Source organism: Brevundimonas sp. KH_058, from assembly GCF_057838505.1.
On record NZ_CM174469.1, the window covers coordinates 2,145,466 to 2,171,992 of the forward strand.

General features: G+C 67.4%; 30 protein-coding genes and 1 other RNA gene. 10 read left to right on the top strand and 21 right to left on the bottom strand.

Features of this window, described 5'->3' with window-relative positions:
- Positions 1-98: 98 nt before the first annotated feature.
- From AC3ISA_RS10355 to AC3ISA_RS10375, 5 genes are all read right to left on the bottom strand, one after another.
- On the bottom strand, positions 99-1,064 hold the full coding sequence (locus AC3ISA_RS10355; RefSeq protein ID WP_489177822.1) for a mitochondrial fission ELM1 family protein: 966 nt from the start codon (positions 1,062-1,064) through the stop codon (positions 99-101).
- Between the two features lie 184 nt (positions 1,065-1,248).
- On the bottom strand, positions 1,249-1,722 hold the full coding sequence (gene greA, locus AC3ISA_RS10360; RefSeq protein WP_346494833.1) for a transcription elongation factor GreA: 474 nt from the start codon (positions 1,720-1,722) through the stop codon (positions 1,249-1,251).
- A gap of 146 nt (positions 1,723-1,868) precedes the next feature.
- Complete coding sequence (locus AC3ISA_RS10365; protein WP_346494834.1) at positions 1,869-2,069, bottom strand: hypothetical protein; 201 nt, start codon at positions 2,067-2,069, stop codon at positions 1,869-1,871.
- A 54-nt stretch (positions 2,070-2,123) separates the two neighbouring features.
- Positions 2,124-2,789: a glutathione S-transferase family protein gene (locus tag AC3ISA_RS10370; RefSeq protein ID WP_489177823.1), complete on the bottom strand. Its 666-nt coding sequence runs from the start codon at positions 2,787-2,789 to the stop codon at positions 2,124-2,126.
- Between the two features lie 57 nt (positions 2,790-2,846).
- Positions 2,847-3,059: a cysteine protease gene (locus tag AC3ISA_RS10375; protein WP_489177824.1), complete on the bottom strand. Its 213-nt coding sequence runs from the start codon at positions 3,057-3,059 to the stop codon at positions 2,847-2,849.
- A 100-nt stretch (positions 3,060-3,159) separates the two neighbouring features.
- Here AC3ISA_RS10375 and AC3ISA_RS10380 point away from each other — a divergent pair, with 100 nt between their 5' ends.
- The gene (locus AC3ISA_RS10380; RefSeq protein ID WP_489177825.1) at positions 3,160-4,443 is read left to right on the top strand and encodes a dicarboxylate/amino acid:cation symporter; all 1,284 of its coding nucleotides are present in this window, start codon (positions 3,160-3,162) and stop codon (positions 4,441-4,443) included.
- Here AC3ISA_RS10380 and AC3ISA_RS10385 read toward each other — a convergent pair.
- From AC3ISA_RS10385 to AC3ISA_RS10400, 4 genes are all read right to left on the bottom strand, one after another.
- A complete protein-coding gene (locus tag AC3ISA_RS10385) occupies positions 4,433-4,717 on the bottom strand; it encodes a DUF1294 domain-containing protein (RefSeq protein ID WP_489177826.1) in 285 nt (94 codons plus the stop codon). The genes AC3ISA_RS10380 and AC3ISA_RS10385 overlap by 11 nt on opposite strands.
- A gap of 64 nt (positions 4,718-4,781) precedes the next feature.
- Entirely contained in the window at positions 4,782-8,081 is a 3,300-nt protein-coding gene (gene carB / locus AC3ISA_RS10390; RefSeq protein ID WP_489177827.1) for a carbamoyl-phosphate synthase large subunit, read from the bottom strand.
- A gap of 25 nt (positions 8,082-8,106) precedes the next feature.
- Positions 8,107-8,421, bottom strand: coding sequence for a hypothetical protein (locus tag AC3ISA_RS10395; protein WP_236547491.1), 315 nt, complete (start codon positions 8,419-8,421; stop codon positions 8,107-8,109).
- 136 nt (positions 8,422-8,557) lie between these two features.
- Complete coding sequence (locus tag AC3ISA_RS10400) at positions 8,558-9,259, bottom strand: HAD family hydrolase (protein WP_489177828.1); 702 nt, start codon at positions 9,257-9,259, stop codon at positions 8,558-8,560.
- 41 nt (positions 9,260-9,300) lie between these two features.
- Here AC3ISA_RS10400 and AC3ISA_RS10405 point away from each other — a divergent pair, with 41 nt between their 5' ends.
- Together AC3ISA_RS10405 and AC3ISA_RS10410 are read left to right on the top strand one after the other, a co-directional pair.
- Positions 9,301-10,011: an SDR family NAD(P)-dependent oxidoreductase gene (locus AC3ISA_RS10405; protein ID WP_489177829.1), complete on the top strand. Its 711-nt coding sequence runs from the start codon at positions 9,301-9,303 to the stop codon at positions 10,009-10,011.
- Between the two features lie 130 nt (positions 10,012-10,141).
- Positions 10,142-11,344: a S41 family peptidase gene (locus AC3ISA_RS10410; RefSeq protein ID WP_489177830.1), complete on the top strand. Its 1,203-nt coding sequence runs from the start codon at positions 10,142-10,144 to the stop codon at positions 11,342-11,344.
- A 158-nt stretch (positions 11,345-11,502) separates the two neighbouring features.
- On the opposite strand, the gene AC3ISA_RS10415 is transcribed toward AC3ISA_RS10410, so the two are convergent.
- From AC3ISA_RS10415 to tkt, 6 genes are all read right to left on the bottom strand, one after another.
- Positions 11,503-11,733, bottom strand: a complete 231-nt coding sequence (locus AC3ISA_RS10415; protein WP_489177831.1) for a YbdD/YjiX family protein — start codon at positions 11,731-11,733, stop codon at positions 11,503-11,505.
- Entirely contained in the window at positions 11,726-13,813 is a 2,088-nt protein-coding gene (locus AC3ISA_RS10420; protein ID WP_489177832.1) for a carbon starvation CstA family protein, read from the bottom strand. Before AC3ISA_RS10420 ends, AC3ISA_RS10415 begins: the two co-directional genes overlap by 8 nt.
- A 351-nt stretch (positions 13,814-14,164) precedes the next feature.
- On the bottom strand, positions 14,165-15,361 hold the full coding sequence (gene purT, locus AC3ISA_RS10425; protein WP_489177833.1) for a formate-dependent phosphoribosylglycinamide formyltransferase: 1,197 nt from the start codon (positions 15,359-15,361) through the stop codon (positions 14,165-14,167).
- 5 nt (positions 15,362-15,366) lie between these two features.
- Positions 15,367-15,759 (bottom strand): VOC family protein, encoded by a 393-nt coding sequence (locus AC3ISA_RS10430; RefSeq protein WP_489177834.1) that lies wholly within the window; start codon positions 15,757-15,759, stop codon positions 15,367-15,369.
- Positions 15,760-15,767: 8 nt separating this feature from the next.
- Entirely contained in the window at positions 15,768-16,601 is an 834-nt protein-coding gene (locus AC3ISA_RS10435; protein WP_489177835.1) for an alpha/beta hydrolase, read from the bottom strand.
- A gap of 179 nt (positions 16,602-16,780) precedes the next feature.
- Complete coding sequence (gene tkt, locus AC3ISA_RS10440; protein WP_489177836.1) at positions 16,781-18,772, bottom strand: transketolase; 1,992 nt, start codon at positions 18,770-18,772, stop codon at positions 16,781-16,783.
- A gap of 94 nt (positions 18,773-18,866) precedes the next feature.
- Here tkt and AC3ISA_RS10445 point away from each other — a divergent pair, with 94 nt between their 5' ends.
- From AC3ISA_RS10445 to AC3ISA_RS10475, 7 genes are all read left to right on the top strand, one after another.
- Entirely contained in the window at positions 18,867-19,115 is a 249-nt protein-coding gene (locus tag AC3ISA_RS10445) for a hypothetical protein (RefSeq protein ID WP_489177837.1), read from the top strand.
- Entirely contained in the window at positions 19,115-19,435 is a 321-nt protein-coding gene (locus tag AC3ISA_RS10450) for a cell division protein ZapA (protein WP_135194907.1), read from the top strand. The genes AC3ISA_RS10445 and AC3ISA_RS10450 overlap by 1 nt, the downstream gene beginning before the upstream one ends.
- Before the next feature lie 60 nt (positions 19,436-19,495).
- Positions 19,496-19,658, top strand: a non-coding RNA gene (gene ssrS / locus AC3ISA_RS10455) — 6S RNA.
- A gap of 205 nt (positions 19,659-19,863) precedes the next feature.
- Positions 19,864-20,421 carry a 5-formyltetrahydrofolate cyclo-ligase gene (locus AC3ISA_RS10460; protein WP_489177838.1) on the top strand — a complete coding sequence of 186 codons (558 nt, stop codon included), beginning with the start codon at positions 19,864-19,866 and terminating at the stop codon, positions 20,419-20,421.
- A 31-nt stretch (positions 20,422-20,452) separates the two neighbouring features.
- Complete coding sequence (gene vapB, locus AC3ISA_RS10465; protein ID WP_372694215.1) at positions 20,453-20,686, top strand: type II toxin-antitoxin system VapB family antitoxin; 234 nt, start codon at positions 20,453-20,455, stop codon at positions 20,684-20,686.
- The gene (locus tag AC3ISA_RS10470) at positions 20,683-21,105 is read left to right on the top strand and encodes a type II toxin-antitoxin system VapC family toxin (RefSeq protein WP_489177839.1); all 423 of its coding nucleotides are present in this window, start codon (positions 20,683-20,685) and stop codon (positions 21,103-21,105) included. Before vapB ends, AC3ISA_RS10470 begins: the two co-directional genes overlap by 4 nt.
- Complete coding sequence (locus AC3ISA_RS10475) at positions 21,102-21,923, top strand: TIGR00282 family metallophosphoesterase (RefSeq protein WP_159849512.1); 822 nt, start codon at positions 21,102-21,104, stop codon at positions 21,921-21,923. Before AC3ISA_RS10470 ends, AC3ISA_RS10475 begins: the two co-directional genes overlap by 4 nt.
- 4 nt (positions 21,924-21,927) lie before the next feature.
- On the opposite strand, the gene AC3ISA_RS10480 is transcribed toward AC3ISA_RS10475, so the two are convergent.
- The 6 genes from AC3ISA_RS10480 to AC3ISA_RS10505 all read right to left on the bottom strand — a co-directional run bounded on the left by AC3ISA_RS10480 (position 21,928) and on the right by AC3ISA_RS10505 (position 26,475).
- Positions 21,928-22,923 (bottom strand): glycosyltransferase family 4 protein, encoded by a 996-nt coding sequence (locus AC3ISA_RS10480; RefSeq protein WP_489180095.1) that lies wholly within the window; start codon positions 22,921-22,923, stop codon positions 21,928-21,930.
- 145 nt (positions 22,924-23,068) lie between these two features.
- Complete coding sequence (locus AC3ISA_RS10485; protein WP_489177840.1) at positions 23,069-23,635, bottom strand: tyrosine-protein phosphatase; 567 nt, start codon at positions 23,633-23,635, stop codon at positions 23,069-23,071.
- Positions 23,632-24,420, bottom strand: coding sequence for a COG4705 family protein (locus AC3ISA_RS10490; protein WP_489177841.1), 789 nt, complete (start codon positions 24,418-24,420; stop codon positions 23,632-23,634). The genes AC3ISA_RS10485 and AC3ISA_RS10490 overlap by 4 nt, the downstream gene beginning before the upstream one ends.
- A gap of 60 nt (positions 24,421-24,480) precedes the next feature.
- Complete coding sequence (locus tag AC3ISA_RS10495) at positions 24,481-25,872, bottom strand: cytochrome P450 (protein ID WP_489177842.1); 1,392 nt, start codon at positions 25,870-25,872, stop codon at positions 24,481-24,483.
- Between the two features lie 28 nt (positions 25,873-25,900).
- Positions 25,901-26,215: a type II toxin-antitoxin system RelE/ParE family toxin gene (locus AC3ISA_RS10500; protein ID WP_489177843.1), complete on the bottom strand. Its 315-nt coding sequence runs from the start codon at positions 26,213-26,215 to the stop codon at positions 25,901-25,903.
- A gap of 5 nt (positions 26,216-26,220) precedes the next feature.
- Positions 26,221-26,475 carry a ribbon-helix-helix domain-containing protein gene (locus AC3ISA_RS10505; protein ID WP_372694199.1) on the bottom strand — a complete coding sequence of 85 codons (255 nt, stop codon included), beginning with the start codon at positions 26,473-26,475 and terminating at the stop codon, positions 26,221-26,223.
- Positions 26,476-26,527: the final 52 nt, after the last annotated feature.

Here is a 26,527-nt window from a genome sequence, read left to right on the forward strand (position 1 = left end):
GAGTGCACTTTAGTGCAGATTTTTGCGAGCCATTCTTAAAGCGCCTCCAAAGCCATGGATGAACGCTAGGTCATACAGGCGTCAGGATCGGACGTGGGCTACCGCGTCCGCATCGCTTCCAGCACCGCGCGCGCCGCGCGGTCGGTCTCGGCCAGGGGATCGTAGGTCCAGCTGTCCAGCGTGCCGTCAAAGGGCTGCGTCGCGCCGCGTGATTGCAGGTCGTCGTGCAGGCGGGCGAACTTGTCGCCGGATTTCAGCGGGATCATCGGCAGGATGTGAACCGGCTTGCCGGTCGAGGCGGCCTCGGCGGCCATGTTGGCGCTGTCCTCGGTGACGAGGATGTGGTCGGCGAAATGCAGGAAGCCGAACAGGGGGTTGTCGCCGGTCCCGTCCCAGATCCAGCCGGGCAGGTCCGACAGGCGCGCGGTCATGGCCGCCCTGGCTGCGTCCGGCGTGCGTCGCGAGAAGGTCAGCATCAACGAACCGCCGGACGCCCGCACGGCGTCCGCGATCTGGTCGGCCAGGTCCGCCGCATGGGCCTCGGGCAGGTCGAAGGCCCTGGACTTGCCGCCGATCAATACGGCGACGCGCGGATGGGGCAGGGGGGCGATCCGGTCGGCGAAGGCGGGCGCGGCCTCGGCGATCCGCTGCGGCGTGATGCGGTGTGGCGAGCCGGTGATCTCGAAGACATTGTCGCCCGACAGTTCGTCATGGGCGGGGGCCACGATCAGGTCGTAACGGTCGTTGGCCCAGCGCGGATCCTGGGTCTGGACGACGAAGGTCTTGCCGCCGCTCCAGGCCTTGACGCGGGTCGAGAGGGGCAAGGTCGCGCGGCCAGTGGCGATCCACAGATCGGGCCACGGAGCGGTCAACGGCGCAGACGCCAGCATGGCCGGGGTCTTCAACGCCGAGGGCAGGCGGTCGAACAGCGGCCGCCAGCGGATGTGTTTTATCGCGATGTCGGAAGGGGTCAGACGCTGAACGGCCTCGGCGAGGCCCAGCGCCTGGTTCTCGATGCCGGCGCGGCCGTCGGAGACGACCCAGATGGAGAGGGGTGGTGTCATCTGCTCTCTCTCCCCCTGCGGGGGAGGGTGGCCGAGCGCAGCGAGGTCGGGTGGGGAGGGCGGAGCGAAACCCCACTGACCTCACATGTTTCAGACAGTGCGTCCCTGCCGGGCCGCCCCCACCCCGTCGCTGCGCGACGACCCTCCCCGGAACGGGGAGGGAGAAGGTCGTGCGAAGTGTGGCTTACTTCCACTCGACCTTGAGGATTTCGTAGGCCTTCACGCCGCCGGGGGTGTTGACCTCGACGACGTCGCCGACCTCCTTGGAGATCATGGCGCGGGCGATGGGCGAGGCGATGGAGACCTTGCCCTTCTTCACGTCGGCTTCGTGCTCGCCGACGATCTGGTAGCGGGCCTCGTCCTCGGTGTCCTCGTCGACCACGGTGACCGTGGCGCCGAACTTGACCTGGCTGCCCGACAGTTTCGACACGTCGATGACCTGGGCGCGGCTGATCTTGTCCTCGATGTCCGCGATCTGGCCTTCGATCCAGCCCTGCCGCTCCTTGGCGGCATGGTATTCGGCGTTTTCAGACAGGTCGCCATGTTCGCGGGCCTCGGATATGGCCGCGATGACGCTCGGCCTTTCGACCGACTTCAATTGCTTCAGTTGATCGTCGAGGACACGGTAGCCCTCGCCCGTCATCGGCACTTTTTCCATTGGTGTCGTGATTTTTCTGGTTCGCCCGGAGACTGGAAAGACGCGGAGTAAGCATACAAAAGGCCGCGGGGCGGGCGCGGCCGGGCATCAATACTAGGGTTTCCCGCTCAAGTTTTCAAGAGCGGGACCCCGAGCCGATGAAAACATCAGGCTCGGGCGGGTGGTTCGGACTTGGGATCGCGGCGCAGGACGCCCTTGATCAGGCTGTAGGCCAGCCAGGCGACGGCCGCGAGACCGGCCAGCATGAACAGGCCCGAGACAAGGGCGGCTCCTGCAGCCATGAAGGCCAGGATGAAGGCGACGGCCGCTGCAAGTCCGGCCACGATCTGAATGGTTTGAAGGCGCATGGCCTATTAACGTTCTGGGCGACGACAGGTTGCGTCGCCCCGATCACGATCCGATCACGCGTAGCTGTAGGGGCCGCCGCGCTCCAGGGCGCGATGATAGGCGGGGCGGGCATGGATGCGGGCCAGGAAGGCTTTCAAGCGGGGTTTCGTCGCCGCGTCGAACGCCCGGTCTGCGCCGGCCTCGACGGGGAAGCTCATCATGATGTCGGCGGCGGTGAACTGATCGCCCGCGAACCATTCCGACCGGCCCAGTTCGTCTTCCCAAAAGCCGACATGAGTCTTCAGCTGCGGATCGACGAAGCTGGTCAGGGCCTTGTTCGCGATGCTCTTCACCAGCGGCTTCAACAGGGCCGGCGCGCGGCGTGGAAGCATGCCGAACACCAGTTTCAGCAGCAGGGGCGGCATGGCCGAGCCCTCGGCGTAGTGCAGCCAATAGGTGAAGCGGCGACCGTCCTCGGTCCCCACCGCCGGCCGCAACCGACCCCGGCCGTAGGTGTCGAGCAGATATTCGACGATGGCCCCGGTCTCGGCGACCTTGACCCCGCCGTCCTCGATCACCGGCGACTTGCCCAGCGGATGGATGGCCAGCAGTTCGGGCGGGGCCAGGCGGTTGCCGGCGTTCCGCTCATAGTGGACGACCTCATAGTCCAGCCCCAACTCTTCCAGCAGCCACAGGACGCGCTGGGAACGGCTGTCGTTCAGGTGATGGACTTTGATCATGGGTCGGCTCCTACGGCGATGGGCGACTATCCGCATCGCCGTAGGGGAAGTCGAGCGCTATCGCGGGCGACGACCGCTCCACCGCGCGCGCGGTTCGGCTGCGGGCTTGAGCGTGACCTGAGGCTTGCCGCCTTCGCGGCGGTTGCGCCAGACCTCATAGGCCAGGGTGGCCAGGGCCAGCTTGCCGGCATGGCGACCGGCGACGCGGCGCCCGCCCTTGGACAGCAGCAGGCCGCCGAGGATGGGAACGAGTTTGTGCAGACGGGACATGGTTGATCTCCTTCCCCCACCCAACGCGCGGAACGACATCGCGTTTCGACCTGCGACGACAGTGTTCGCGCGATGCCAAAAGCAGTGCTAGCCCTGTCGCATGACACGTTCTCGCTTCGCCGCCTTCTTCACCTCGCTCAGCTTCTTCGTCATCGCAGCGCTCGTCGCGGGCGTGGTCGTGGGGGCCCTGGCCCAGGGGGCGCACGCGGCCTGGCTGACCGGGGCGCTGGGGGTGGTCGAGAGTCTGGGTCATGTCTGGCTGAATGCGCTGCGGATGACCGTCATCCCCCTGGTGTTCAGCCTGCTTGTCACCGGCATCGTCTCCATCGCCGATGCGGCGACGACGGGGCGGATCGCCGTGCGGTCGCTGGTTGTGTTCGGCCTGCTGCTGTTCGGGGCGACCGTCTATGCGATCCTGGCGGGGCTGGGCCTGCTGGCGGTCTGGCCCATCGACCCGGAGGCCGGCAGGGGCCTGCTGGCGGGGGTGACGACCAATTCGCTGGCGACCGTGGGCGAGGCGGCGCGCACCGACGGCCTGCGCGCCTTCCTGGCCAGCCTGGCGCCGGCGAATGTGGTCAAGGCGGCGGCCGACGACGGGGTTTTGGCGGTCGTGGTGTTCGCCGTCGTCTTCGGGTTTGCGGCGACCCGGATCAAGACGGAGCTGCGACGGCCGCTGGCCGGCTTCTTCGAGGCGGTGGCTGAGACGATGGTCGTGATCGTCCACTGGGTGCTGCTGGCCGCGCCGTTCGGCGTGTTCGCCCTGGCGCTGGGCGTCGGCCTGCGGGCCGGGCTGGGGGTGGCGGGGACGCTGGCCCACTATGTCGCCATCGTCTGCCTCAGCCAGATCGGCCTGATCCTGATCACCTATGTGGTCGCCATCGTCTGGGGACGAATTTCGCTGGCCCGGTTCGCTCGGGCCGTGGCCCCGGCTCAGGTCGTCGCCGTCTCGACCCAGTCGTCGCTGGCCAGCCTGCCGGTCATGATCGAGCGGGCGCGCGACTGGCTGGGCGTGCCGCAATCGTCGGCTGGTCTGGTGCTGCCGTTGGCGGTGGCGGTTTTCCGCATCACCAGCCCCGTCGCCAACCTGGCGGTCTGCCTCTATGTGGCGCAGTTGCATGGGGTGGAGCTCAGCCTGGGCGTGTTGATCGCGGGCGGGCTGACGGCCATCGCCGTGTCCATCGCCTCGGTCGGCTTGCCGGGCCAGGTCAGCTTCTTCGCCGCCATCGGCCCCATCTGCCTGGCCATGGGCCTGCCGCTGGGCGTCCTGCCCCTGCTGCTGGCGGTCGAGGTCATTCCCGACATCTTCCGCACCGTCGGCAACGTCACCGCCGACCTGGCCGCGACGCGGATCGTGGCGGGTGAGGACGATCCCGCTACAGAATGACCCAGGCGGCGCCGGCCGCCAGCAGGATCAAATGCAGCACGACGACCAGGCCGAACTGCGTCCTGAACGGCTCCTTGCGCGTCTTGTGGCGGAGCAGATGCTGACCCATACAGGCGCCCGGGCCGCCGATCAGGCCAAACAGCAGCAGGGTCGCCTCCGGCGTGCGCCACAGACCGGCCTTGGCCTTTTGCTTGTCCCTGGCGAAGGCGACGAACCCCAAGACTTCAGCGATCAGGATCGCAATCAGGGCGAGGTCGAGATTTGAGATCGGCATGTCCCTGGTTTCCGGCCGCTACGCGTTCGCAGCGTGCATCCGGAAACCGGAGATTTCGTAAACGTCAGGCGTAGTCCTGGATCGGCCTCACATCCAGGTCGCCGGCCTTGATGGCGCCGATGGCCTGGGCTGCCGCCAGGGCGCCGGCGGTGGTGGTGTAGTAGGGGATCTTCATCATCAGGGCGGTGCGGCGCAGGCTGAAACTGTCCTGCAGCGACTGCTTGCCCGAGGTGGTGTTGAAGACCACGTGGACCTCGCCGTTCTTCATGGCGTCCACGATGTGCGGACGGCCTTCCAGCACCTTCTTGACCAGTCCGACCTCCAGCCCTTGTTCCACCAGATAGGTGTGGGTGCCGCCGGTGGCCATCAGGGTGAAGCCTTCGGCCAGCAGCGTCCGGGCCGCATCGACGATGAAGGGCTTGTCCTCGTCCTTGACCGAGATGAAGGCGCAGCCCGAGGTCGGCAGGGTGGTGCCGCCGCCGATCTGGGACTTGGCGAAGGCGCGGGCGAAGGCGGGGGCCATGTCGGCCTCGCCGTCGCGCTTCCAGTCCAGGCCCATGACCTCGCCGGTCGAGCGCATTTCCGGGCCCAGGATGGTGTCGACCCCGGCGAAGCGGGCGAACGGGAAGACGGCTTCCTTGACCGCGATATGGTCGTAGGGCTTGTCCGCCAGGCCGAAGGATTTCAGCGGCACGCCGGCCATGACCTTGGCGGCGATGGAGGCGATCGGCTGGCCGATGGTCTTGGCGACGAAGGGCGCCGTGCGCGAGGCGCGCGGGTTCACTTCCAGCACGAAGATGCGGGGTTCGGCGCTGTGCGGCTCTTCGATGGCGAACTGCACGTTCATCAGGCCGCGCACCTTCAAGGCCTTGGCCATTTCGGTGGTCTGGCGCTTCAGCTCGGCGACGATCTCGTCCGACAGTGAGAAGGGCGGCATGGAGCAGGCGCTGTCGCCCGAGTGGACGCCGGCTTCCTCGATATGTTCCAGCACGCCCGCCACGAACACCGTCTCGTCGTCGCACAGGGCGTCGACGTCCACCTCGGTGGCGCGGTTCAGATAGTGGTCGATCAGGACGGGGTCAGAGCCCGAGACGCGCATGGCCTCGTGGACGTAGCGGTCCAGTTGTTCGCGGTCGTGGACGATCATCATGCCGCGGCCGCCCAGGACATAGGAGGGGCGCAGCACGACGGGATACCCGACCTCTTCCGCCTTCTGGGCGGCTTCTTCGGCCGAACGGGCCAGGCCGTTGGGCGGCTGGCGCAGGCCGATGCCTTCAAGCATCTGCTGGAACCGCTCGCGGTCCTCGGCCAGGTCGATGGAGTCGACCGATGTGCCCAGCACCGGGATGCCGTCTTCTTGCAGCGCGTGGGCCAGCTTCAGCGGGGTCTGGCCGCCGAACTGGACGACGCAGCCGATCAGGTCGCCGTTCGAACGCTCGACCTCGATCAGCTCCAGCACGTCCTCGGCCGTCAGCGGCTCGAAATACAGGCGGTCGGAGGTGTCGTAGTCGGTCGAGACGGTCTCGGGGTTGCAGTTGACCATGATGCTTTCGACGCCGATGTCGTCGAAGGCGAAGGCCGCGTGGCAGCAGCAGTAGTCGAACTCGATCCCCTGGCCGATCCGGTTCGGACCGCCGCCCAGGATGATGGCCTTCTTCTTGTTGGTCGGCTCGGACTCGCACTCGGGGATCTGGCCCAGGGCGCCGGTCTCATAGGTCGAATACATATAGGCGGTGGCCGACGCGAACTCGGCGGCGCAGGTGTCGATCCGCTTGAAGACGGGGCGCACGTTCAGGCCGCGACGGGCCAGACGCACGGTCTTTTCGGTCGCGCCGGTCAGTTGCGCCAGGCGGGCGTCGGAGAAGCCCTTGGACTTCAGGCGGCGGAACTCGGTCGGATCGGCCGGCAGGCCCTTGACCCGCACATGGCCTTCCTCGCGCACGATGTCGGCGATCTGGCGCAGGAACCACGGCTCGTAGGAACAGGCGGCGTTGACCTCTTCCACCGTCAGGCCGTGGCGGAAGGCCTGGGCGATGACGCGGATGCGGTCGGGCGTCGGGATGCCCAGGGCGCGAACGACGGCGCCGCGTGCGGTGGCGTCATCCTCCGCTCCGGCCACGCCGTCGATCTCGATCTCGTCGAAGCCGGACAGGCCGGTCTCAAGGCCGCGCAGGGCCTTCTGCATCGATTCCTGGAAGGTGCGGCCGATGGCCATGACCTCGCCCACCGACTTCATCGAGGTGCCCAGCAGGGGCTCCGAGCCGGGATATTTCTCGAAGGCGAAGCGCGGGATCTTGGTCACGACATAGTCGATGCTCGGCTCGAAGCTGGCCGGCGTGACCTGGGTGATGTCGTTGGTCAGTTCGTCCAGGGTGTAGCCGACCGCCAGACGCGCCGCGACCTTGGCGATGGGGAAACCGGTGGCCTTGGACGCCAGGGCGGACGAGCGCGACACGCGCGGGTTCATCTCGATCACGACCATGCGGCCGTCGGCGGGATTGATGGCCCACTGGACGTTCGACCCGCCCGTCTCGACGCCGATTTCGCGCAGGACGTTGATCGAGCCGGTCCGCATCCGCTGATATTCCTTGTCGGTCAGCGTAAGCGCGGGGGCGACGGTGATGCTGTCGCCCGTGTGGACGCCCATCGGATCGATGTTCTCGATGGAGCAGATGATGATGCAGTTGTCCGCCGTGTCGCGGACGACTTCCATCTCGTATTCCTTCCAGCCCAGCACCGATTCCTCGATCAGGACCTCAGTGGTTGGCGACAGGTCCAGGCCGCGCAGGACGATCTCCTCGAACTCCTCGCGGTTGAAGGCGATGCCGCCGCCGGTGCCGGCGAGCGTGAAGGACGGGCGGACGACGGCGGGCAGGCCGACGAACTCAAGCCCCTCCAGCGCCTCTTGCATCGAATGAGCCGCCTTGGACCGGGGCGATTCCAGGCCCAGCTTGTCCATCGCATCGCGGAATTTCTGGCGATCCTCGGCCTTGTCGATCACCTCGGCCTTGGCCCCGATCATCTCGACGCCGTATTTCGTCAGGGCGCCGGACGCGTCGAGAGCAAGCGCGGTGTTCAGCGCCGTCTGGCCGCCCATCGTCGGCAGCAGGGCGTCGGGGCGTTCCTTGGCGATGATCTTCTCGACGAACTCGGGCGTGATCGGCTCGATATAGGTGGCGTCGGCCACCTCCGGGTCCGTCATAATGGTGGCGGGGTTCGAGTTGACCAGAATGACCCGATAGCCCTCCGCCTTCAGCGCTTTGCACGCCTGGACGCCGGAATAGTCGAACTCGCACGCCTGGCCGATGACGATCGGGCCGGCGCCGATGATGAGGATGGACTTGATGTCTGTGCGCTTGGGCATCGCCAGCTCTTCTTCTTATTGAACGCTAATGGGTCACGACCGCGCAGTCCCAGCCGTCATAGTCCAGCTGAAACGCTGCGGCCCAGGTCTGCATCATGGCGGAGGTCGCGGCGAAAGACGCCTCGTCCACCGCCATGGTGGTCTCAAGTGTGGTGGAATCGTCGGCGCCTCCGGTCAGGAAGCCCGCGCGACGCGCGACCTCGTTCAGGTCGCCGTGGTCGCCTTCGCCATAGAAGTAGAAACGCGTGTGACGCGGGGTCACGCCGCTGTCGCCCTGTTCGGCCAGCGCCGCGCGCACCATGGCGTCGCGTTCGTCATGACTGATGTCCGAGGCGTCCAAGGGGCTGCGTCGTCCTTCGTTCTCTGTCGTTCTCTGGGCGCGCGAGAAGTCCCCGCAGAGCCTGGCCCTGCGACGCTCACGTCTGCTTGTCGGTTAAGCGGCCCGTTTAGAGAGGGAGTGGCGAGGGGGCAAGACCTTATGCGTCCGCGATCGCCGCGATCCAGTCGGGGAGTTCGCCGATGCGGGCCAGCGAGACGTAGCGGGGCTCGTTGACCGGGGCGTCGGCCAGCTCGTGGGCCCAGGTGACGTGGTAGGGGATGTGGACGCCGAAGGCGCCGGCGGCGATGGCGGGCAGGACGTCGGACTTCATGGAGTTGCCGGCCATGACGGCCTCGGCCGCGCCGGCGCCATAGCGGGCGAAGACGCGGTCGTAGGTGGCGCGGTCTTTCTCGGACACGATCTCGACGGCGCTGAACCGCTCGCCCAGGCCCGAGGCGGCCAGCTTGCGTTCCTGGTCCAGCAGGTCGCCCTTGGTGATCAGGACCAGGCGGTATTTCTCGGACAGTTCGGCGATCACCTCGTCCACGCCGGGCAGGGTCTCGACCGGGTGGGCCAGCATTTCGCGGCCGGCCGCCAGGATCTCGCGCACGACATGGGGCGGGGCCTCGCCGCCCGTCAGCTCCATCGCCGTCTCGATCATCGACAGGGTGAAGCCCTTCACGCCATACCCATAGAGGCGCAGGTTGCGTTGTTCGGTCTCGGCGAGACGCGCCTCGATGGTCGGTTCGTCGCCGTGGTCGGCCAGAAGATCGACGAACCGCGCATGGGTCAGGCGGAAGATCGTCTCGTTGTGCCAGAGGGTGTCGTCGGCATCGAGGCCGACCGTGGTGATGCTCATGCCGCGCCCCTATCATGGGACGAACGAGGAAGGGAGACGCGATGAACGGATCGGCTGTGGTGTTCGGGGCGACGGGCGGGATCGGCCGGGCGATGGTCGAACGGATCGTGAGCGGCGGGGCGTTCGAGACGGTCTGGGCCGTGTCGCGGTCGGGCGCGGACGTGGCGGGCGCGCAAGGCCTGGCGGCCGATCTGGAGGACGAGGCCAGCCTTGTCCGGGCGGCCGAGCGGATCGGCCAGGGGCCGGCGCCGACCCTGATCGTAGTTGCGACCGGCGTGCTGCACGACGGGTTTCAGCCGGAGCGGTCCTTCCGCCAGCTCGATGCCGATCACATGCTACGGGACTATCGAATCAATGCCATCGGGCCAGCGCTGGCGGCAAAACACCTGCTGCCGTTGATGCCGCGTGATCGGCGGGCGGTGTTCGCGGCCCTGTCGGCGCGGGTGGGGTCGATTGGGGATAACCGGCTGGGCGGCTGGCACGCCTATCGCGCGTCCAAGGCGGCGCTGAACATGATCCTGCGCAATCTGGCCATCGAGATGGGCCGCAGCCATCCGCAGGCGGTGATCGCCGGCCTGCATCCCGGCACGGTGGACACGGGCCTGAGCGCGCCGTTCCAGAAGGGAGTGGCCGAGGGGCGGCTGTTTACGGCCGACCATTCCGCAGAGCGGCTGCTGGCGGTGCTGTCGAGCCTGACGCCAGCCGACAGCGGCGGGGTGTTCGCCTGGGATGGGGCGCGGGTGCCGGAATAACGCGCAGATAACGCGCAGTCGTGACTTGAGCGAACGGGGCGTCTGGCGTCAGATGCCGTTCATGCGCGTCAGAGTTTCCGTCCGGCTTTTCAGCCTCTTGTTGCTCGGCCTGCCGTTGAGCGGGCCGGCCATGGCCCAGCCGGCAGGTTCGACCTTGTCCATCCAGTCCGTAGCGGCGCCCCAGACGCGAGACCGCGTGCGCCTGAACCAGCGGGTGTTCGACCGGGTGTGGAGCGAGGTCCGGCGCGGCTATTACGACCCGACCCTGCACGGCGTGGACTGGAACGCGGCGCGGGCGCAGTTCCGGCCCCAGGCCTTGGCGGCGACCGACGAGCGGGGGCTGTATCGTGTCATCAACGAAATGCTGGACCTGCTGGACGACGGTCATGCCGCCGCCAGTCCGCCGGCTGCGGTTCGGCGCCAGGAGGCCCAGTTCGCGCGGCGCGCCGTGATGGGCCTGACCCTGATGCGGGGCGAGACGCCCGATGACTGGACCATCGAACGCATCCGGCCCGGCTCGCCAGCCGAGGAGGCGGGGGTGCAACTGGGCTGGTCGCTGAACTCGGTCGATGGTCGGCCCTGGGGGCCGGATGTCGAGACGTTCGACGGCCGTCCGGTGCATCTGATCCTGACCGACGAGACAGGCCAGCGACGCGAGACGACGCTGACGCCGCGCGTGATGGACGCGGTCGAGCCGTTCACGGCGGACACGTCGCGGCCGGGCGTGCTGGTCCTGCGGGTCGAGCAGTTCGACAAGGGGCTGGGCGCGTGGATGGGCAGCGAGTTGGAAGGTCTGCCGGCCGATATCGACGTGGTGCTGGACCTGCGCGGCAATCCGGGTGGTCGTTTGATGGAGGCGGAATCCGTCCTGACCTGTTTCCTGCCGCGCGATCAGGTCTGGGCGACGCGAACCGGACGCAGCGGACGGCCGGTGGTGTTGCGGGCGGCCGGCGACTGTGGCGATCGTCCTGACCCGCTGGCCAACGCCGTCGCGGTTCTGGTCGATCAGGGCAGCCGTAGCGCGGCCGAACTGACGCCCGCCGCCTTGCAGGAGGCGCGGCGCGGGATCGTGGTTGGCGAGAAGACGGGCGGGTCGGTGTTGATCGCCCAGGAAACCAACCTGCCCGACGGGGGCAAGCTGACGCTCAGCCGGGCGGACTTCGTGACCTCGGGCGGCATGCGGCTGGAGAAGCATGGGGTGACGCCGGATATCGCCGCGCCGCGTAGCGTGGCCCAGCGTCGGGCGGGTGACGACCCTGCGATGGAGGCCGCCATCGCTGCGCTTCAGGCGGAGGATCGGGCCGGCGCTTCTGACCGACCCGGCCCGCTCTAAATCAGTTTCTTCTATCCGCTCATCCCGGCGAAAGCCGGGACCCAGTTCTTTCGCAAGATGGGTGCGTTGGATTGGCGGCTGACGCTCTGGCTCAGGGTTGAACGCCCAAAACGCTGGGTCCCGGCTTTCGCCGGGATGAGCGGAATATCAAAGAGCTATCAGCAGCATTTAAAGCCGCCGGCGCCGCCGAAGCGGCGCTGTTCGTGCAGGCGGAAGAAGGCGGTCTTGTCCAGAGGCGGCTGGTCGGGGTGGGTCGCCGCCGCGTGGGCGACGTAGGTCTCATAGTCCGGCTGGCCGATCATCAGACCGGCCGTGCGCCTTACGCCGCGACCCCACCGCAGGGCGGTGTCGCGGCACAGGCAGAGCAGGTCGTCCTGAGGATCAGGCACGGGCGATGTCCGCCGCTTCGTCGGCCGGGGTCAGGTCGTGCGATTCGGGATATTCGCGCACGGTCGGCCGGTTGTTCGCATAGGCCTTGCGGCACGCCAGCACGCCGTAGATCACCATGGTGACCACCACGAACAGGAAGCCCGCTGTCAGGACCGAGTTGACGTAGTCGTTGACGATGATGCGGTGCATGTCGCCGACGCTCTTGGCCGGGGCGATCAGTTCGCCGGCGCCCAGGGCCTCCTGATACTTGCGGGCGTGGGCCAGGAAGCCGATGCGGACCTCGGGGTGGAACAGCTTCTGCAAGCCGGCCGTCAGGGTGCAGATCAGGAGCCAGGTCGCCGGGATCATGGTGACCCAGGCGTATCTCTCGCGCTTCATCTTGAACAGGACGACGGTGCCCAGGATCAGGGCCACGGCGGCCAGCATCTGGTTGGCGATGCCGAACAGGGGCCACAGGCTGTTGATGCCGCCCAGCGGATCGACCACGCCGGTGTAGAGGAAATAGCCCCACAGACCGACCGTCAGGGCCGTGGCGACGACGTTGGCGCTCCACGACTTGGTCTCACGCATCTTGGGCACGGCGACGCCCAGCAGGTCCTGGATCATGAAGCGGCAGACGCGGGTGCCGGCGTCGACCGTGGTCAGGATGAACAGAGCCTCGAACAGGATAGCGAAGTGATACCAGAAGGCCATCATGGCCTTGCCGCCGATGACGCTGGACAGGATGTGGGCCATGCCGACCGCCAGGGTCGGTGCGCCGCCCGCCCGCGACAGGATCGAGTTCTCGCCCACGTCGCGGGCCAGTTGCTCAAGCTCTCCCGGCGTGATGTGGAAGCCCCACTGGGCGACCGCAGCGGCGGCCGAGACCGCATCGTTGCCGATGATGGCGACCGGGCTGTTCATGGCGAAATAGACGGCCGGGTCCAGAACCGTGGCGGCGATCAGGGCCATGACGGCGACGAAGCTTTCGCACAGCATGGCGCCGTAGCCGATCAGCGGGATCTGGTTCTCGTTCTCCAGCAGCTTGGGCGTGGTGCCCGACGAGATCAGGGCGTGGAAGCCGGAGACCGCTCCGCAAGCAATGGTGATGAACAGGAAGGGGAACAGGGCGCCGGCGAAGACCGGGCCGGTGCCGTCGATGAAGGGGGTGACGGCCGGCATCTGCAGGTGCGGACGCACGATGATGATGCCGATGGCCAGGGCCACAATCGCGCCGATCTTCAGGAAGGTCGACAGATAGTCGCGCGGCGCCAGCAGCAGCCAGACCGGAATGACCGAGGCGATGAAGCCATAGATCATCATCAGGATGGCCAGGGTCGGGCCGGTCAGGGTGAAGGCCGGACCCCAGAACGGATCAGCCGCGACATGGCCGCCGCCGATGATGGCCAGGATCAGCAGCACGACGCCGATGACCGAAATCTCGCCCACGCGGCCGGGCCGCAGATAGCGGGTGTACAGGCCCATGAAGATGGCGATTGGGATGGTGGCGGCGACGGTGAAGGTGCCCCAGGGGCTTTCCGCCAGAGCCTTGACCACGACCAGGGCCAGAACGGCCAGGATGATGACCATGATCATCAGCACGCCGACCTGGGCGATGATGCCGGGGATCGTGCCCATTTCGGTGCGGATCATATCGCCCAGCGACTTGCCGTCGCGACGGGTGGACATGAACAGGACGATCATGTCCTGAACCGCGCCCGCCAGAACCACCCCGACCAGAATCCACAGGACGCCGGGCAGATAGCCCATCTGTGCGGCCAGCACCGGCCCGACCAGCGGCCCCGCGCCGGCGATGGCGGCGAAGTGGTGACCGAACAGGACGTTGCGGGGTGTCGGCACATAGTCCAGCCCGTCATTGCGGCGCATGGCCGGCGTCAGACGCGCGGGGTCCAGCTTCAGCACCTTGTTGGCCAGGAAGCGGGCGTAGAACCGATAGGCGATGGCGTAGGTGCAGACGGCGGCGACCACCATCCAGACCGCGCTGATGCTCTCGCCCTGATGTAGGGCGATGATGCCGAGGGACACGGCCCCCAATATGGCGATGGCGCCGAAAATTATGGGTGTGCTGAGTTTGCCCACGACAGATCCCTCCCGGCCGGCTGACTGCGACCCTCGCCCTTGGTTTGCACCACAATGCGGGACAAGGCCAATCGACTAAAGTCGTAAAAGTGCACTCTGCTTTCGTCATTCTCCGGCAAGCCGCCTCTTTGCGGCGCAGACCGGGGAACCCAGCGGCGCCGAAGGCGATGTGTACGCCCCACGGCTGACAGCATATCCGCGACAGGTTCGCGCTCACGCGCGCCGCTGGGTCCCCCGGTCGCTTCGCGCCGGAGGATGACGAAAGAAGAGGGAGCGATGGGACTTCAAGAGCCCCTCCACCACGCTACGCGCGGTCCCCCTCCCCATTGCATGGGGAGGAGACGGTCGGAGTCAGCCCCGCACCACTTTCACGCGCCCGGCGGCTTCTCGGGCCCGTTCGCGGGCTTCCTCGACATCGGCGCCGCGCGCGGTCGCCACGCCCATGCGGCGGCGCTCGAAGGCTTCGGGTTTGCCGAACAGGCGCAGGTCGGCGGTGGGGACGGACAGGGCTTCCGCGACGCCCTCAAACGCGACCCCTTGCGCTTCCATGCCGCCGTAGATGACGGCGCTGGCGGCCGGCTCGCGCTGGGTCACGTCGATCGGCAGGCCCAGGATGGCGCGGGCGTGCAGGGCGAACTCGCTCATGGTCTGGCTGGCCAGGGTGACCAGGCCGGTGTCGTGGGGGCGGGGCGAGACTTCGGAGAACCAGACCTGGTCGCCCTTGACGAACAGTTCGACGCCGAAGACGCCGAAACCGCCGAGCGCGTCCGTGACCTTGCCGGCGATGTCCTGCGATGCGGCCAGCGCAGCGGGCGTCATGGCCTGGGGCTGCCAGCTCTCGACATAGTCGCCCTTGACCTGACGGTGGCCGATGGGGGCGCAGAAGTCCGTGCGGATTTGTCCGTCGGCGCCGCGCGAGCGGACGGTCAGCAGGGTGATCTCGAAGTCGAAATCGATCCGGCCCTCGACGATGACGCGCGCGCCGGCGACGCGGCCGCTTTCCTGGGCGTAGGTCCAGGCGTCGGCGATCTCATCGGCGCTTTCGACGAAGGATTGCCCCTTGCCGGACGAGGACATGACCGGCTTGACGAAGTTGGGATAGCCGACGGTCTCGGCGCCGGCGGCCAGATCCACGGCCGAGCCAGCGAAGGCGTAGGGGCTGGTGGGCAGGCCCAGGTCTTCGGCGGCGAGACGGCGGATGCCCTCGCGGTTCATGGTCAACTGCACGGCGCGGGCGGTGGGGATGACCACGGCCATGCCGGCGGCCTCGATTTCGGCCAGAACCTCGGTGGCGATGGCCTCGATCTCCGGCACGATGAAGTGCGGGGCCTCGGCCATGATCAGGCCGTTCAGCACTTGAGGGTCGGTCATGGGGATGACGTGGCTGCGGTGGGCCACCTGCATGGCCGGAGCGTTGGGATAGCGGTCCACGGCGACGACCTCGACGCCCAGCCGCTGAAGCTCGATGGCGACCTCCTTGCCCAGTTCGCCCGCGCCCAGCAGCATGACGCGGACGGCGGTGTCGGAAAGCGGGGTGCCGAGTTTCATCGCGGTCAGGCTCCGGTAGCGGGTTCGATCAGGTCCCAGGCATTGCCGTAGAGGTCTTCGAAGACCACCACCTTGCCATAGGTCTCATGTCGCGGGGTTTCGCGGAAGTGGACGCCGGCGGCAGGCCAGGCGGCGTGGTCGCGCATCAGGTCGTCGGTTTCGAGGAACAGCCAGACGCGGCCGCCGGCCTGGTTCCCGACCTGGGCCTGCTGGTCGTCGGTCGCAGCGCGGGCGAGCAGCAGGCTGGTCTCGCCGCCCTTGGGGGTGACCCGCACCCAGCGCTTGCCGCCGCCCATGTCCGTGTCCTCGCTGAGCTCGAAGCCCAGCGTGCCGACATAGAAGGCGACGGCGTCGTCATAGTCGTGGACCAGCAGGCTGATGGCCCCAAGGCGGTGCATGGACCGGCTCATTTCACAGGCTCCGCATAGAGCTGGCGGAAGGCGTCCAGAGCGGCGCCGTGATAGATGGTGGCGTGGGTCTCGGTCGGGCGGGGCGTAAAGATCCAGGTCACGCCCGGCATGGCGTAGTCGCGCAGATTGGCGGTCAGGACGTCCATCGGCGCCTGCATCTCGGGGCCTTCGTCGCCCAGGGTCAGGATCAGGGTGCGCGGGGCGTTCGACTGGTCGCGCAGGCGGGCGCCGGACTGACGCGCCAGTTCGCCCCCGTCCCACCACAGGCTGGGGCTGACGGCGACATAGGCGTCGAACATCTGCGGTTCCTTGAGGAAGGTCTCGACCACGAACAGGCCGGCGAGCGATTCGCCCATCAGGGCCGTCTCGCCGCTGGTGCGATATCGAGTTTCGATGAAAGGCTGGACCTCTTCGGCGACGAAACGGCGGAACCGCTCGGACTGGCCTTGCGTCGGATAGCGGGCGATCAGGTCGGGATCGGTGGTGGGCAGGGCCAGTTCGTTGCGGCGATCCACCGAGGCGATCCCGACCACGATGACGTCGCGGGTCGTGCCGACGACGGTTCCCAGCTGGGCGAGGCCCGAGATGTGGTGGAAGTCCTGATCCTGACCGCCGTCGAGGACATAGAGAACGGGATAGGTCTTGCCGTTGTCAGCATAGCCGGGCGGCAGCCAGACGTTGATCTCGCGCGTCGCGCCCATGATGGCCAAGGGCAGGGCGTAGGACCGGCCGATGACGATGGGGTTTTCGGCGATGGGGGGCGTCTGGGCTTGGGCGGTTGGGGCCGTCAGGCTGAGGGCCAGAAGAAGGCCGAAAACGCCGGGTTTCATCGTCTACTCCACCGTCCCTTCTCCCCTTGCGGGAGAAGGTGGCCCGTAGGGCCGGATGAGGGGTCGGTTGATGCTGGACGTCGCGGTCGGTGTGACCCCTCACCCGACCGCGCCAGAACGACGGCTTGCGCCGCCGTGCGCGGTCTCCCTCTCCCGCAAGGGGAGAGGGAGATGCGATATTAAAGCCGCGCCTTGACCGCCGTGACGACGGCGTCGGTCGTGATGCCGAACTTGTCGTACAGGACTTCGGCTGGCGCGCTCGCGCCGAAGCCGGTCATGCCGATGAAGGCGCCGTCTTCGCCGATGAACCGTTCCCAGCCCTGTTTGATCGCGGCTTCCACCGCGACGCGCACCGTGCCGCGACCGATGACCGAGGCCTGGTAGGCGGCGTCCTGCTGCTCGAACAGTTCGAAACAGGGGACGGAAACGACGCGGGTGGGCGTGCCTTCGGCCTCAAGCGTCTCGGCGGCCTTCAGGGCCAGGGCCAGTTCCGTACCGGTGCCGAACAGTGTGACCTTGGCCTCTCCGTTCGCCGCCTTGATCTCGTAGGCGCCCTTGGCCGACAGGTTCTCGGTCGAGGCGACGGTGCGGACGGCCGGGGTCTTCTGGCGCGACAGGGCCATGGCGGAAGGCGCGGTCTTGGTCTCCAGCGCGATCTTCCAGCATTCCATGGCCTCGACCGTGTCGGCGGGGCGGAAGACCATAAGGTTGGGGATGGCGCGTAGGGCCGCCAGATGCTCGACCGGCTGGTGCGTCGGGCCGTCTTCGCCCAGGCCGATCGAGTCGTGCGTCAGGACGTGGATGGCGCGCACGCCCATCAGGGCGCCCAGGCGGATCGCCGGGCGGCTGTAGTCCGAGAAGACCATGAAGGTGCCGGCATAGGGGATGACCCCGCCGTGCAGGGCCAGGCCGTTCATGGCGGCGGCCATGCCGAACTCGCGGATGCCCCAGTTGACGTAGCGGCCCTCATAGGCCGGCGCGTCGAGGATCGGCGTGCCGGCGACGAAGGTGTTGTTCGAGCCGGTCAGGTCGGCCGAGCCGCCGATCAGTTCGGGGATGGCGGCGAAGACCTGGTCCAGGGCGGCGCCTGAGGACTGGCGCGTGGCCTGGGCCGGCTGGGTCTCGATCAGTTCGGCGATCTTGGCGTTCAGGGCGTCGAAGGCGGCCTCAGGCAGGTCGCCCTTCATGGCGCGGGTGAAATCGGCGGCCTGGCCGGAAGCGGCGAGGCGGGCCTCCCACTTCTTGCGGTCCTTCGATCCGCGACGGCCGACCTTGTGCCAGGCGTCGGCGATGGTCTGAGGCATTTCGAAGGGTTCGTGATCCCAGGCCAGGCCCAGGCGGGTGGCAGCGATCTCGGCCGCGCCCAGGGCGGCGCCGTGGGTCTTGTGGCTGCCTTCCATGGTGGCGGCGCCCTTGCCGATCTTGGTCTTGCAGGCGATCAGCGTCGGCTTGTCCTGACGCGTGGCCCACTTCATGGCGGCCTTGATGGCGTTCATGTCGTGGCCGTCGATGGCCTTGACCGCCCAGCCGGCGGCCTTGAAGCGGGCCTTCTGGTCGGTCGTGTCCGACAGGGAGACCTTTCCGTCGATGGTGATCTCGTTGTCGTCCCACAGGACGTGCAGCTTGTTCAGCTTGTAGCGGCCGGCCAGCGCGATGGCTTCCTGCGACACGCCTTCCATCAGGCAGCCGTCGCCGGCGATGACCCAGGTGCGGTGATCGACCAGGTCGTCGCCGTATTTGGCGGCCAGGTGACGCTCGGCCATCGCAAAGCCGACGGAGGTGGCCAGGCCCTGGCCCAGCGGGCCGGTGGTGACCTCGACGCCGGGCATGTGGCCGTATTCCGGGTGGCCTGCGGTTTTGGAGCCCCACTGGCGGAAGTTCGACAGTTCTTCCTTGGTCGCGGCCTTGTAGCCGGTCAGGTGCAGCAGGGCGTAGATCAGCATTGAGCCGTGACCGGCCGACAGGATGAAGCGGTCGCGGTCGGCCCAGTCGGGGCGGCTCGCGTCGAACTTCAGGAAGCGGCTGAACAGCACGGTGGCGACGTCGGCCATGCCCATCGGCATGCCGGGGTGGCCCGACTTGGCCTTCTCGACCCCGTCCATGGCGAGGACGCGAATGGCGTTCGCCATCTGCTCGGGCGTGGCCTTTGGTGCGGTTTTGGCGTCGGTCACTGTGGAGACCTCTGTTGGGAAGGCGGAAAAAGGGGGCGCGCCGCTTTACCCCGGCGCGTCCTCGGGTTCTATACGCAATTTGAAGGAGCGACCGATGGCAGACGCCACCACGGCCGCACGGACGCGTATCGACCGCGCCCTGGCCGAACTGGAACGCAAGATTCTGGAGCTGAAGGCGCGCCCCGCCTCGGCGCCCGTCATCGCGGACGACGACCTGTTCGCGCCCCGTGCCAGCGATCAGCGCGTCGCCGAGTTGGAGGCTGCAGGACGCGAGGCCTCCGACGCCTTGGGCCGCGCCGCCCAGGCCGTGCGCGAAGCCTTGGCTGAAAGCGAGGCCGGCTGATGGCGACGGTGACGGTGGAGGTCAACGGGCGGCCCTATGCGGTGGGTTGCGCCGACGGTCAGGAAGAGCGGGTCCGCATCCTGGCCAAACAGTTCGACAACCAGGTGCGCCAGGTGGCCCAGGACGTGGGCCATGTCGGCGACCTGCGGCTGTTCCTGATGTCCGCCCTGATCCTGGCCGACGAACTGCACGAGGCGCGCCTGAACGGCGGCAAGGCGGGGCCGTCCACACTGGCCCCGGCGCCGGCCTCGACGGACGGGGTCGCCGAGGCGCTGAACGCCGTCGCCGCCCGGATCGAGAAGATCGCCCAGGGGATTTGATCAAAGATTCGACGCAGGCTGGCGCAAGGCGAGGCGACGGCCTATCTTGCTCGATGGCGGGTCTTGCTGCGGCCCACGTCGAAGGCATACATTTCCTCGCGACCTTAATTCACTCAAAGGGATCTGTCCCTGTCCGGGCTTGAGGGCCTGGGCATATGGAGCCCACCTGGCTACCCAGGTTCGAGAGGATTTAAACGCCCTTCACGGTTCTTGCGGCGCCGCCAACTTCTCTCTTTTTTTGTGTGCTACCGCTCGCCGCGCGGCGGCTCGCTGCATGAGCACGCTTGCGCTATCTCTCGCGACACGGTCGCTCCCTGCTTGAGCGCGCGCGCTGACCGGCTGCGGTCGCTCCGCTACTGAGTGCGTTTTGCTATTGCGTACGCGTTGCTTTGGTTCGCTAGGGTCGGGGCATTGGTAGGGGTGGCCGAATGATCCAGGACAAGCATGAACTGCGGTCCGCCGCGCGGGCGCTTCGCAAGCGGCTGGCCGAGATCGATCCCCTGGCGGCGTCTCGTGCGGCGGATCATGCGGACGCCCTGCCGCCCGCCGAGATCGTGGCCCTCTATCGCGCCATGGGATCCGAACTGGATACCGACGCTCTGGCCGTGGCGCTGGAGGCCGCCGGCCGCCGGTTGTGCCTGCCGGTGGTGGTCCAGCGCGACGCCCCCATGGAGTTTCGCGCCTGGTCGCCCGGGGAGCCGCTGGAACTGGACGCCGCCGGATGCCCCGCGCCCCTGCCGCTGGCGCAAGTCGTCACGCCCGACCTGATCCTGACGCCCCTGCTGGCCTTCGACGATCAGGGCGGTCGTCTGGGCCAGGGCGGCGGCTATTACGACCGCACCTTCGCCGCCCGCCCCGACGCGCTTCGCATCGGCTTCGCCTACGTCGGCCAGAAGGTCGAGCGGCTGGACCTGGAACCGCACGATGTCCGACTGGATGGGATTCTGACCGAGGCGGGCTATGCGGATTGTGGCATATCCCATTGACATATACATGCGCTAGGCCGATATCGACGCCATGAGCCCTCCGCTGAAAGCCACGGTCTTCAAGTCCAACCGTTCGCAGGCCGTGCGATTGCCCAAGGCCGTCGCCTTTCCCGACGACGTGAAGGAGCTTCGCGTCATCAAGGAGGGCAAGAGCCTGCGCCTGGTGCCGCTGAACGCCTTGTGGGACGACTTCTTTGACCGGCCCGGCATCCCGGACTGGCCGGATCGGGATCAGCCGGGGATGCAAGAGCGGGAGGACTGGTGAGCACCGGCTTTATGCTGGACACCAGCATCTGCATCGACATTTTGCGGACACGCAGCGCTGCGTTGATCAACCGTCTGAGAACCGAGCGCGAGCCGTTGTATCTCTCGACGGTCGTCGTCATGGAACTGGCGGTAGGTCCGAACAAATTGGCGGATCCCCGCCGCGCCGAACTGCTGGAGGCGTTTCTGGCGCGTCTTGACATTCTTCCCTTCGACGAAGACGCCGCACGGCATACGGCGGCCATCCGCGCCGTGCTGGAGCGTCAGGGACGCCCTATCGGACCTTATGACTATCAGATTGCGGGTCACGCCCGCAGTCGGGGGCTGACTGTCGTCACCCGCAACACAGGCGAGTTCGAACGCGTCGCTGGCCTGACGGTCGAGGATTGGTCGGATCGTGCTAAAGGCTTTCACGAATGAGACTGGCATTTTTCGGCGACGTCATCGGCAAGTCCGGTCGTGACGGCATCAGCGATCATCTTCCGGGCCTGAAACGGGACCTGAAGCTCGACTTCGTGGTGATCAACGCCGAGAACGCGGCGGGCGGGTTCGGCATCACCGAGAACACGGCGCGCGAGCTGTTCATGGCGGGCGCGGACTGTCTGACGCTGGGCAACCATTCGTGGGACCAACGCGAGGCGCTGACCTATATCGTGCGTGAGCCGCGCCTGATCCGGCCGGCCAACTATCCGCGCCTGATGGATGCGCCGGGCGCCGGGGCCAATCTGTTCGAGACCCATTCGGGCCGCACCGTTCTGGTCATGAACGTGCTGGGCCGGGTGCATATGGACCCGATGGACGATCCGTTCGGCGCGGTAGAGCGCGAACTGGCCGCTGCTCCGCTGGGCGCTGTCGCCGACGCGGTCATCGTCGACATGCATGCCGAGGTCACGTCCGAGAAGATGGCCATGGGGCATTTCTGCGACGGGCGCGCTTCGCTGGTGGTCGGCACCCACACCCATGTCCCGACCGCCGACTGTCAGATTCTGCCCGGCGGCACGGCCTATCAGACCGACGCCGGCGGCTGCTGCGACTATGACAGCGTCATCGGCAACGAAAAGGAGGAGCCGTTGCGGCGCTTCACCACCCGCATTTCGGGCGGTCGTTACATGCCCGCATCAGGTCCGGCGACGATCTGCGGCGTCTTCGTCGAGACCGACGACAAGACCGGGCTGGCGACGCGCGTCGAGCCGATCCGCGTCGGCGGGCGTCTATCCCAGGCCGTGCCGGTTCTCTGAGCCGTCAGGCGGCGGCCCGGCGGCGTTCGATCAGGGTCCGGCGCACGGCCTGAAGATCGGCCGCCCGCCGTTTGGGGGTGTGCGTCGCCAGCACATAGGCCTGGCCCGCGCGCGCCAGGGCCAGCCGTTCCTCGGGCGCCGAGATCAACCGCTTCATCGCCGCCGCCAGCGTCTGCGACGTCACCGCATCGACATAGAGGGCATGCGGCCCGCTGGCTTCGCGCAGGCCCCCGCGGCCGGACGAGATCAGGGCCGCGCCTGCTGCATGGGCCTCGATCGCCGTCAGGCCGAACGGCTCGTCCCAGACCGACGGCGTCAGGGCGATGGCCGCCGTCTGCATCCGCCGCCGCACCTGCGCCAACGGCGCGGACTTCAGCACCTCGACCCGGTCGCCATACCGCTCCAGCGGCGCGACATGCCGGGCCGCCCAGCGCGCATGATCGTCCCAGTCGTTCAGCATCAACACGGCGCGCCAGTCGGGATGGGCGTCCAGAACGGCGGGCAGGGCGGCGCATAGGACATCGACGCCCTTCTCCGGCATGGCGCGTCCGGCGAAGGCGATCACCGGCTGTCGATCCTCGGGCGAGGCCAGCCAGGCGCTGGCGTCGATGGGGTTGGGCACGGCGAACGCCCGCTCGTCCAGGTCGGGGAAGGCCCGCACGAAGGCGTCGCGCTCGGCTGCGCTGACGAAGACCAGGCCGTCCAGCCGCGCGTAGCGCGCCCCATAGCGCCAGCGGTCAATGGAATGGCGCGGCGGGCGCAGGGCGTTGTGGCGATAGAGCAGATGGGGCGTCTCGGGCAGGGCCTGCTGCACCGCCATCGCCTGTTTCACCTGCTGATGATGTTCGATCACGTCGGGTCGAAAGGCGCGCAGTCGCTCGATCAGGGTCGTCATGCGGACCCGTCCGCCCGGCAAGGCCTCGACGCCGGGCATATTATGGTCATCGGCCCCGCTGCGGCAGAAGATGCGCGTCTCTCCGTCGTGGTCGGCGCCCGCCATCGTCCGCACCACCGTCTCCATTGAGTTCGGCTGAGCTTCGGAAAAGAGACAACCCGGAGGGAGCAGGACGGCGGTGCGCAAGAGCGAGTTCCGATGCGAGGACCGCGCGACCTATAGACGGTTCGTGGCGGAACGGCGACGGCGTCTAGCTGTTGGGATAGCCCAGCTCCGGCTCCATCCGTTCGAAGGTGCGGTTCATGGCGTAGGCGTCCAGGTTGGGCAGGGCGATATGGCCGAAGCGCAGCGACAGCTGGTCCTCGGCGCGCGTCTCTCCGCCTCGGGATATGGCGGCGACGTAGAAGGCCGACGCCAGGCCTGTGCGATCCGATCCGCCGGCGCAGTGGATCAGCAACGGCTTTGGCGCATCGCGCATGATGGCGATCAGGGTGCGGACCTCTGGCGGCGTCAGTTCTTCCTTGGACGACATGCGGAAGTTGATGTGCCGGATGCCCAGGCGACGACTGTCGGCGACCTCGTCATCATACCAGGGTGAGCCGGGGTTGGGACCACGCAGGTTCAGCACGGTGCGGATGCCGTGCTGGCGCTCCATCCGGTCCAACAGGCCGGGTCGCGGCTGACCGGCGCGATAGAGCTCGCCGGGAATGACGGTGTGGACATTGCCGCTCAGGGCGATGGCGACGATGTAGGAGCAGGCGAGGGCGATCGCGGCCGAGGTCAGCCCCAACTTCAAAGGTGAGACGCGGCGGATCACGCGGGACGCGCTCCGCTGAACCATTTGCGATAATCGGCCGTGGTGGCGATCAGCAATACGACCAGCAGGCCCAGCAACGCCGCCGTCGATCCGATGGTGCCCAAGTCCAGGCCGCCCTTGGCGTGCGATTTCGTCAGCAGGTCGCCCATGGTCGCTCCGAAGGGTCGGGTCAGGACGAAGGCGATCCAGAACAGGACGGTGGTCGAGATGCGGGTGAACTTCCAGGCCAAGATGGTAAGGGCGATGCCGCCCGAGATCAGGACGTTGCTCCAAAGATAACCCAGGCCCGAGGTGTCGGCCAAGAAGTCCCCCAGCGCGGTCCCCAAGGTGTTCGAGGCCAGGATGGCCAGCCAGTAGAAGGTCTCGACCCCCGGCTCGCGGATATGATCGACCTTCAGCGATCCATAGGTGATCCGCCAGGCCGTCAGTACGGTGATCAGGACGCAGGCGATGATCGTCGCGCCCGTGCCGTAGCCCAGGCCCAGGCTGCGATCCATGAAGTCGGACAGGGTCGTGCCCGCCGTGCTCGTGGACAGGATGACCAGCCAATAGAGGGCGGGGTGAAACCGCTTGGACCGCAGTTGCGCGACCAGGGTGATCACGAAGAAGGCCAGCAGGATCAGCGAACTGACGGCGTAACCGACCTTCAGCGTCATCGACACCAGGTCGCCGCCGGTCTCGCCGACCGTGGTCGCGCAGATCTTCATCAACCAGAAGGCCAGGGTGACCTTCGCCACCTTGTCCACCGTCCCGGCGGCAGAGGGTTCAGCGGGCGTGGTGCTCATCGCGGCGATCCGGTTTCGACGGTCCACGACGCGCTGGATTTGCGGCCAAGATTGGGCTGATCAGCCCTTGCGCCGCGTCCTCAGGCGCAGTCGCATGGGTTCGCGGCTGCGCAGGGTGATCTGGTGGACCGGGCGGGGCTCGACCGTGGTCAGGGCCTCGACATCTGCGACGCGCAGGATGGCGGCCAGGGCGATCATCGCCTCCTGCAGGGCGAATGCCGCGCCGATGCAGACGCGCGGCCCGGCGCTGAAGGGGATGTAGGCGTAGCGGTCGATGCTCTTGCGGTTTTGCGGCAGGAAGCGTTCGGGTTTGAAGGCGTCGGGGTCGTCCCACAGTCGCTTGTGGCGCTGAAGAATCCAGGGGGAGATGATGACGGTGGCGCCGGCCTTGATGGTCTGGCCGCCGATCTCGTCGTCGGCCAGGGCCTTGCGGGCCATGGTGGGGGCGGGCGGGAACAGGCGCATCGTCTCCTCCAGCACGGCGCGGGTCCAGGGCAGGCCGTCGGCCCATTTGGGGTCGGACACGTCGAAACCGTCGGCCTCGGCCTGAAGATGCGCCAGATATTCCGGCTGGCGCGACAGCATGTGCAGGGTCCAGCCCAGGGCGCGGGCCGTCGTCTCGTGGCCCGCCAGGATGAAGGTCAGGATGTTGGCGGCGACCTCCTCGTCCGACAAACCGGGGCCGCCGTTCTCATCCTTGGCCAGCAGAAGCGCGCTGAGCAGGTCGGCGGGCGGGGCGTCGCCGGTCTCGATCCGGGCCCGGCGGGCCTCGACCAGCGTGGTGACGCGCTGCTCGAAGAAGCGGGCCGAGCGGAAGCTGGCCAGGCGGCCCAGGCGCGGCGCCCAATCCGGCGCGCCCAGCACGTCCAGCGGGTCGATGCGCGCGCCATTCGCCAGGAACTGGTTCAGCGCCCGCTCGAACCCGCGCGCCTCGCCGCCCAGTTCGTCCGAGAACATGGTCGCCGACAGGATGTCGAAGGTCAGGCCTGACATCTCGCTATCGATATCCAGCACCCGGCCGCGCGCCGACAGCGACCAGGCGGCGACACGCGCGTGACAGACCTCGGCCATACGGGCGTTCAGCGTCGCCATCTTGGCCGGGGTGAACAGGGGCGCCAGGATGCGCCGGGCGCGACGCCAAACCTCGCCCTCGGTCAGCAGCAGGCCCTCGGCCAGCATCGGCCCCAGCACCCGGCGTTGCAGGTCGCCCTTCTCATAGTTGGCGGCGTTTTCGGTCAGGACGTGACGCACGCCCTCGGGATGGCTGACCACCAGGATCTCGCCGAAGGCGGAGTTGCCATGCAGTTGCGGCTCGGTGAAATGCCGCTCCGACCACATCTGGATTGGATCGCGCCAGCTGATCCACAGGAAGGGCAGCAGCGACAGGGGCTTGCCCGTCCGTCGGGGCGGTATGGCGGGGCGGAAGATGGTGTCGGCCGTCGTCGCGTCCATAGGACGGTCCCTTAAGCAAAGCGCCGGTTCAGCCGGGCGCATCGTCCCTGAAACGCGCGATCTGGTGCATGCGTTCATGCAGGATCGTCACGATCCCGACGGCGCCGTCCGACAGTATGCGCCAATAGACGTAATGATGTTCACACCGAACGTAGAAGCCCTCGACGCCGAACTCGGCCGGGATCGCGCGCCATGTGACCCGGCGGGCCGCGATGTCCTCGAAACAGGCGAACAGGCGACGGATGTAGGTCTGCCCTTGCGCCTCGCCCCAGGTCTCGCAGCTGTAGGCGTAGATGTCGTCAAGCCGACGGCTGGCCCCTTCCTGAATTCGAAAGTCGGCCACGTTGGTCAGCGTCGGGCGCGAGCGAACACGGCGTCGGCGTCGAGAGCCGTGTAGCTGGACTCAGGCGCAGCGAAGGCAGACGTCAGCTCGGCTTTGAGCCGTTCGAAACTCGCAGCCTCGACTCGCTCGCGGTCGCGTCTGATCAGATCGCGGACATATTCGCTGACGTTCTCATAGGCGCCGTCCCTGCCCACGTTTTGTGAAACGAAGTCACTCAATGGGCCGGTGACGCGGACGTTCAGGGTCATAGAGTTCGGCACGACGCTCTCCTCGTTCCTCAATATGAGGAATATTGAGGACGCTGCAAGTGGC

What these genes read in the sequence shown, in the direction of transcription:
- AC3ISA_RS10430 (WP_489177834.1), bottom strand. Translation starts at nt 15,759, where the DNA reads ATGCACCGCCTTGGGGCCATCAGCCTGCTGGTCCACGACTATGACGAC.
- AC3ISA_RS10365 (WP_346494834.1), bottom strand. Translation starts at nt 2,069, where the DNA reads ATGCGCCTTCAAACCATTCAGATCGTGGCCGGACTTGCAGCGGCCGTC.
- AC3ISA_RS10355 (WP_489177822.1), bottom strand. Translation starts at nt 1,064, where the DNA reads ATGACACCACCCCTCTCCATCTGGGTCGTCTCCGACGGCCGCGCCGGC.
- AC3ISA_RS10475 (WP_159849512.1), top strand. Translation starts at nt 21,102, where the DNA reads ATGAGACTGGCATTTTTCGGCGACGTCATCGGCAAGTCCGGTCGTGAC.
- AC3ISA_RS10460 (WP_489177838.1), top strand. Translation starts at nt 19,864, where the DNA reads ATGATCCAGGACAAGCATGAACTGCGGTCCGCCGCGCGGGCGCTTCGC.
- AC3ISA_RS10375 (WP_489177824.1), bottom strand. Translation starts at nt 3,059, where the DNA reads ATGTCCCGTCTGCACAAACTCGTTCCCATCCTCGGCGGCCTGCTGCTG.
- carB (WP_489177827.1), bottom strand. Translation starts at nt 8,081, where the DNA reads ATGCCCAAGCGCACAGACATCAAGTCCATCCTCATCATCGGCGCCGGC.
- AC3ISA_RS10400 (WP_489177828.1), bottom strand. Translation starts at nt 9,259, where the DNA reads ATGAGCATCACCACGGTCGGCCTCGATGCCGACGACACCCTCTGGCAC.
- AC3ISA_RS10410 (WP_489177830.1), top strand. Translation starts at nt 10,142, where the DNA reads ATGGCCCAGCCGGCAGGTTCGACCTTGTCCATCCAGTCCGTAGCGGCG.
- AC3ISA_RS10495 (WP_489177842.1), bottom strand. Translation starts at nt 25,872, where the DNA reads ATGGACGCGACGACGGCCGACACCATCTTCCGCCCCGCCATACCGCCC.
- purT (WP_489177833.1), bottom strand. Translation starts at nt 15,361, where the DNA reads ATGAAACTCGGCACCCCGCTTTCCGACACCGCCGTCCGCGTCATGCTG.
- greA (WP_346494833.1), bottom strand. Translation starts at nt 1,722, where the DNA reads ATGGAAAAAGTGCCGATGACGGGCGAGGGCTACCGTGTCCTCGACGAT.
- AC3ISA_RS10385 (WP_489177826.1), bottom strand. Translation starts at nt 4,717, where the DNA reads ATGCCGATCTCAAATCTCGACCTCGCCCTGATTGCGATCCTGATCGCT.
- AC3ISA_RS10450 (WP_135194907.1), top strand. Translation starts at nt 19,115, where the DNA reads ATGGCGACGGTGACGGTGGAGGTCAACGGGCGGCCCTATGCGGTGGGT.
- AC3ISA_RS10445 (WP_489177837.1), top strand. Translation starts at nt 18,867, where the DNA reads ATGGCAGACGCCACCACGGCCGCACGGACGCGTATCGACCGCGCCCTG.
- vapB (WP_372694215.1), top strand. Translation starts at nt 20,453, where the DNA reads ATGAGCCCTCCGCTGAAAGCCACGGTCTTCAAGTCCAACCGTTCGCAG.
- AC3ISA_RS10480 (WP_489180095.1), bottom strand. Translation starts at nt 22,923, where the DNA reads ATGGCGGGCGCCGACCACGACGGAGAGACGCGCATCTTCTGCCGCAGC.
- AC3ISA_RS10370 (WP_489177823.1), bottom strand. Translation starts at nt 2,789, where the DNA reads ATGATCAAAGTCCATCACCTGAACGACAGCCGTTCCCAGCGCGTCCTG.
- AC3ISA_RS10405 (WP_489177829.1), top strand. Translation starts at nt 9,301, where the DNA reads ATGAACGGATCGGCTGTGGTGTTCGGGGCGACGGGCGGGATCGGCCGG.
- AC3ISA_RS10380 (WP_489177825.1), top strand. Translation starts at nt 3,160, where the DNA reads ATGACACGTTCTCGCTTCGCCGCCTTCTTCACCTCGCTCAGCTTCTTC.
- AC3ISA_RS10435 (WP_489177835.1), bottom strand. Translation starts at nt 16,601, where the DNA reads ATGAAACCCGGCGTTTTCGGCCTTCTTCTGGCCCTCAGCCTGACGGCC.
- AC3ISA_RS10490 (WP_489177841.1), bottom strand. Translation starts at nt 24,420, where the DNA reads ATGAGCACCACGCCCGCTGAACCCTCTGCCGCCGGGACGGTGGACAAG.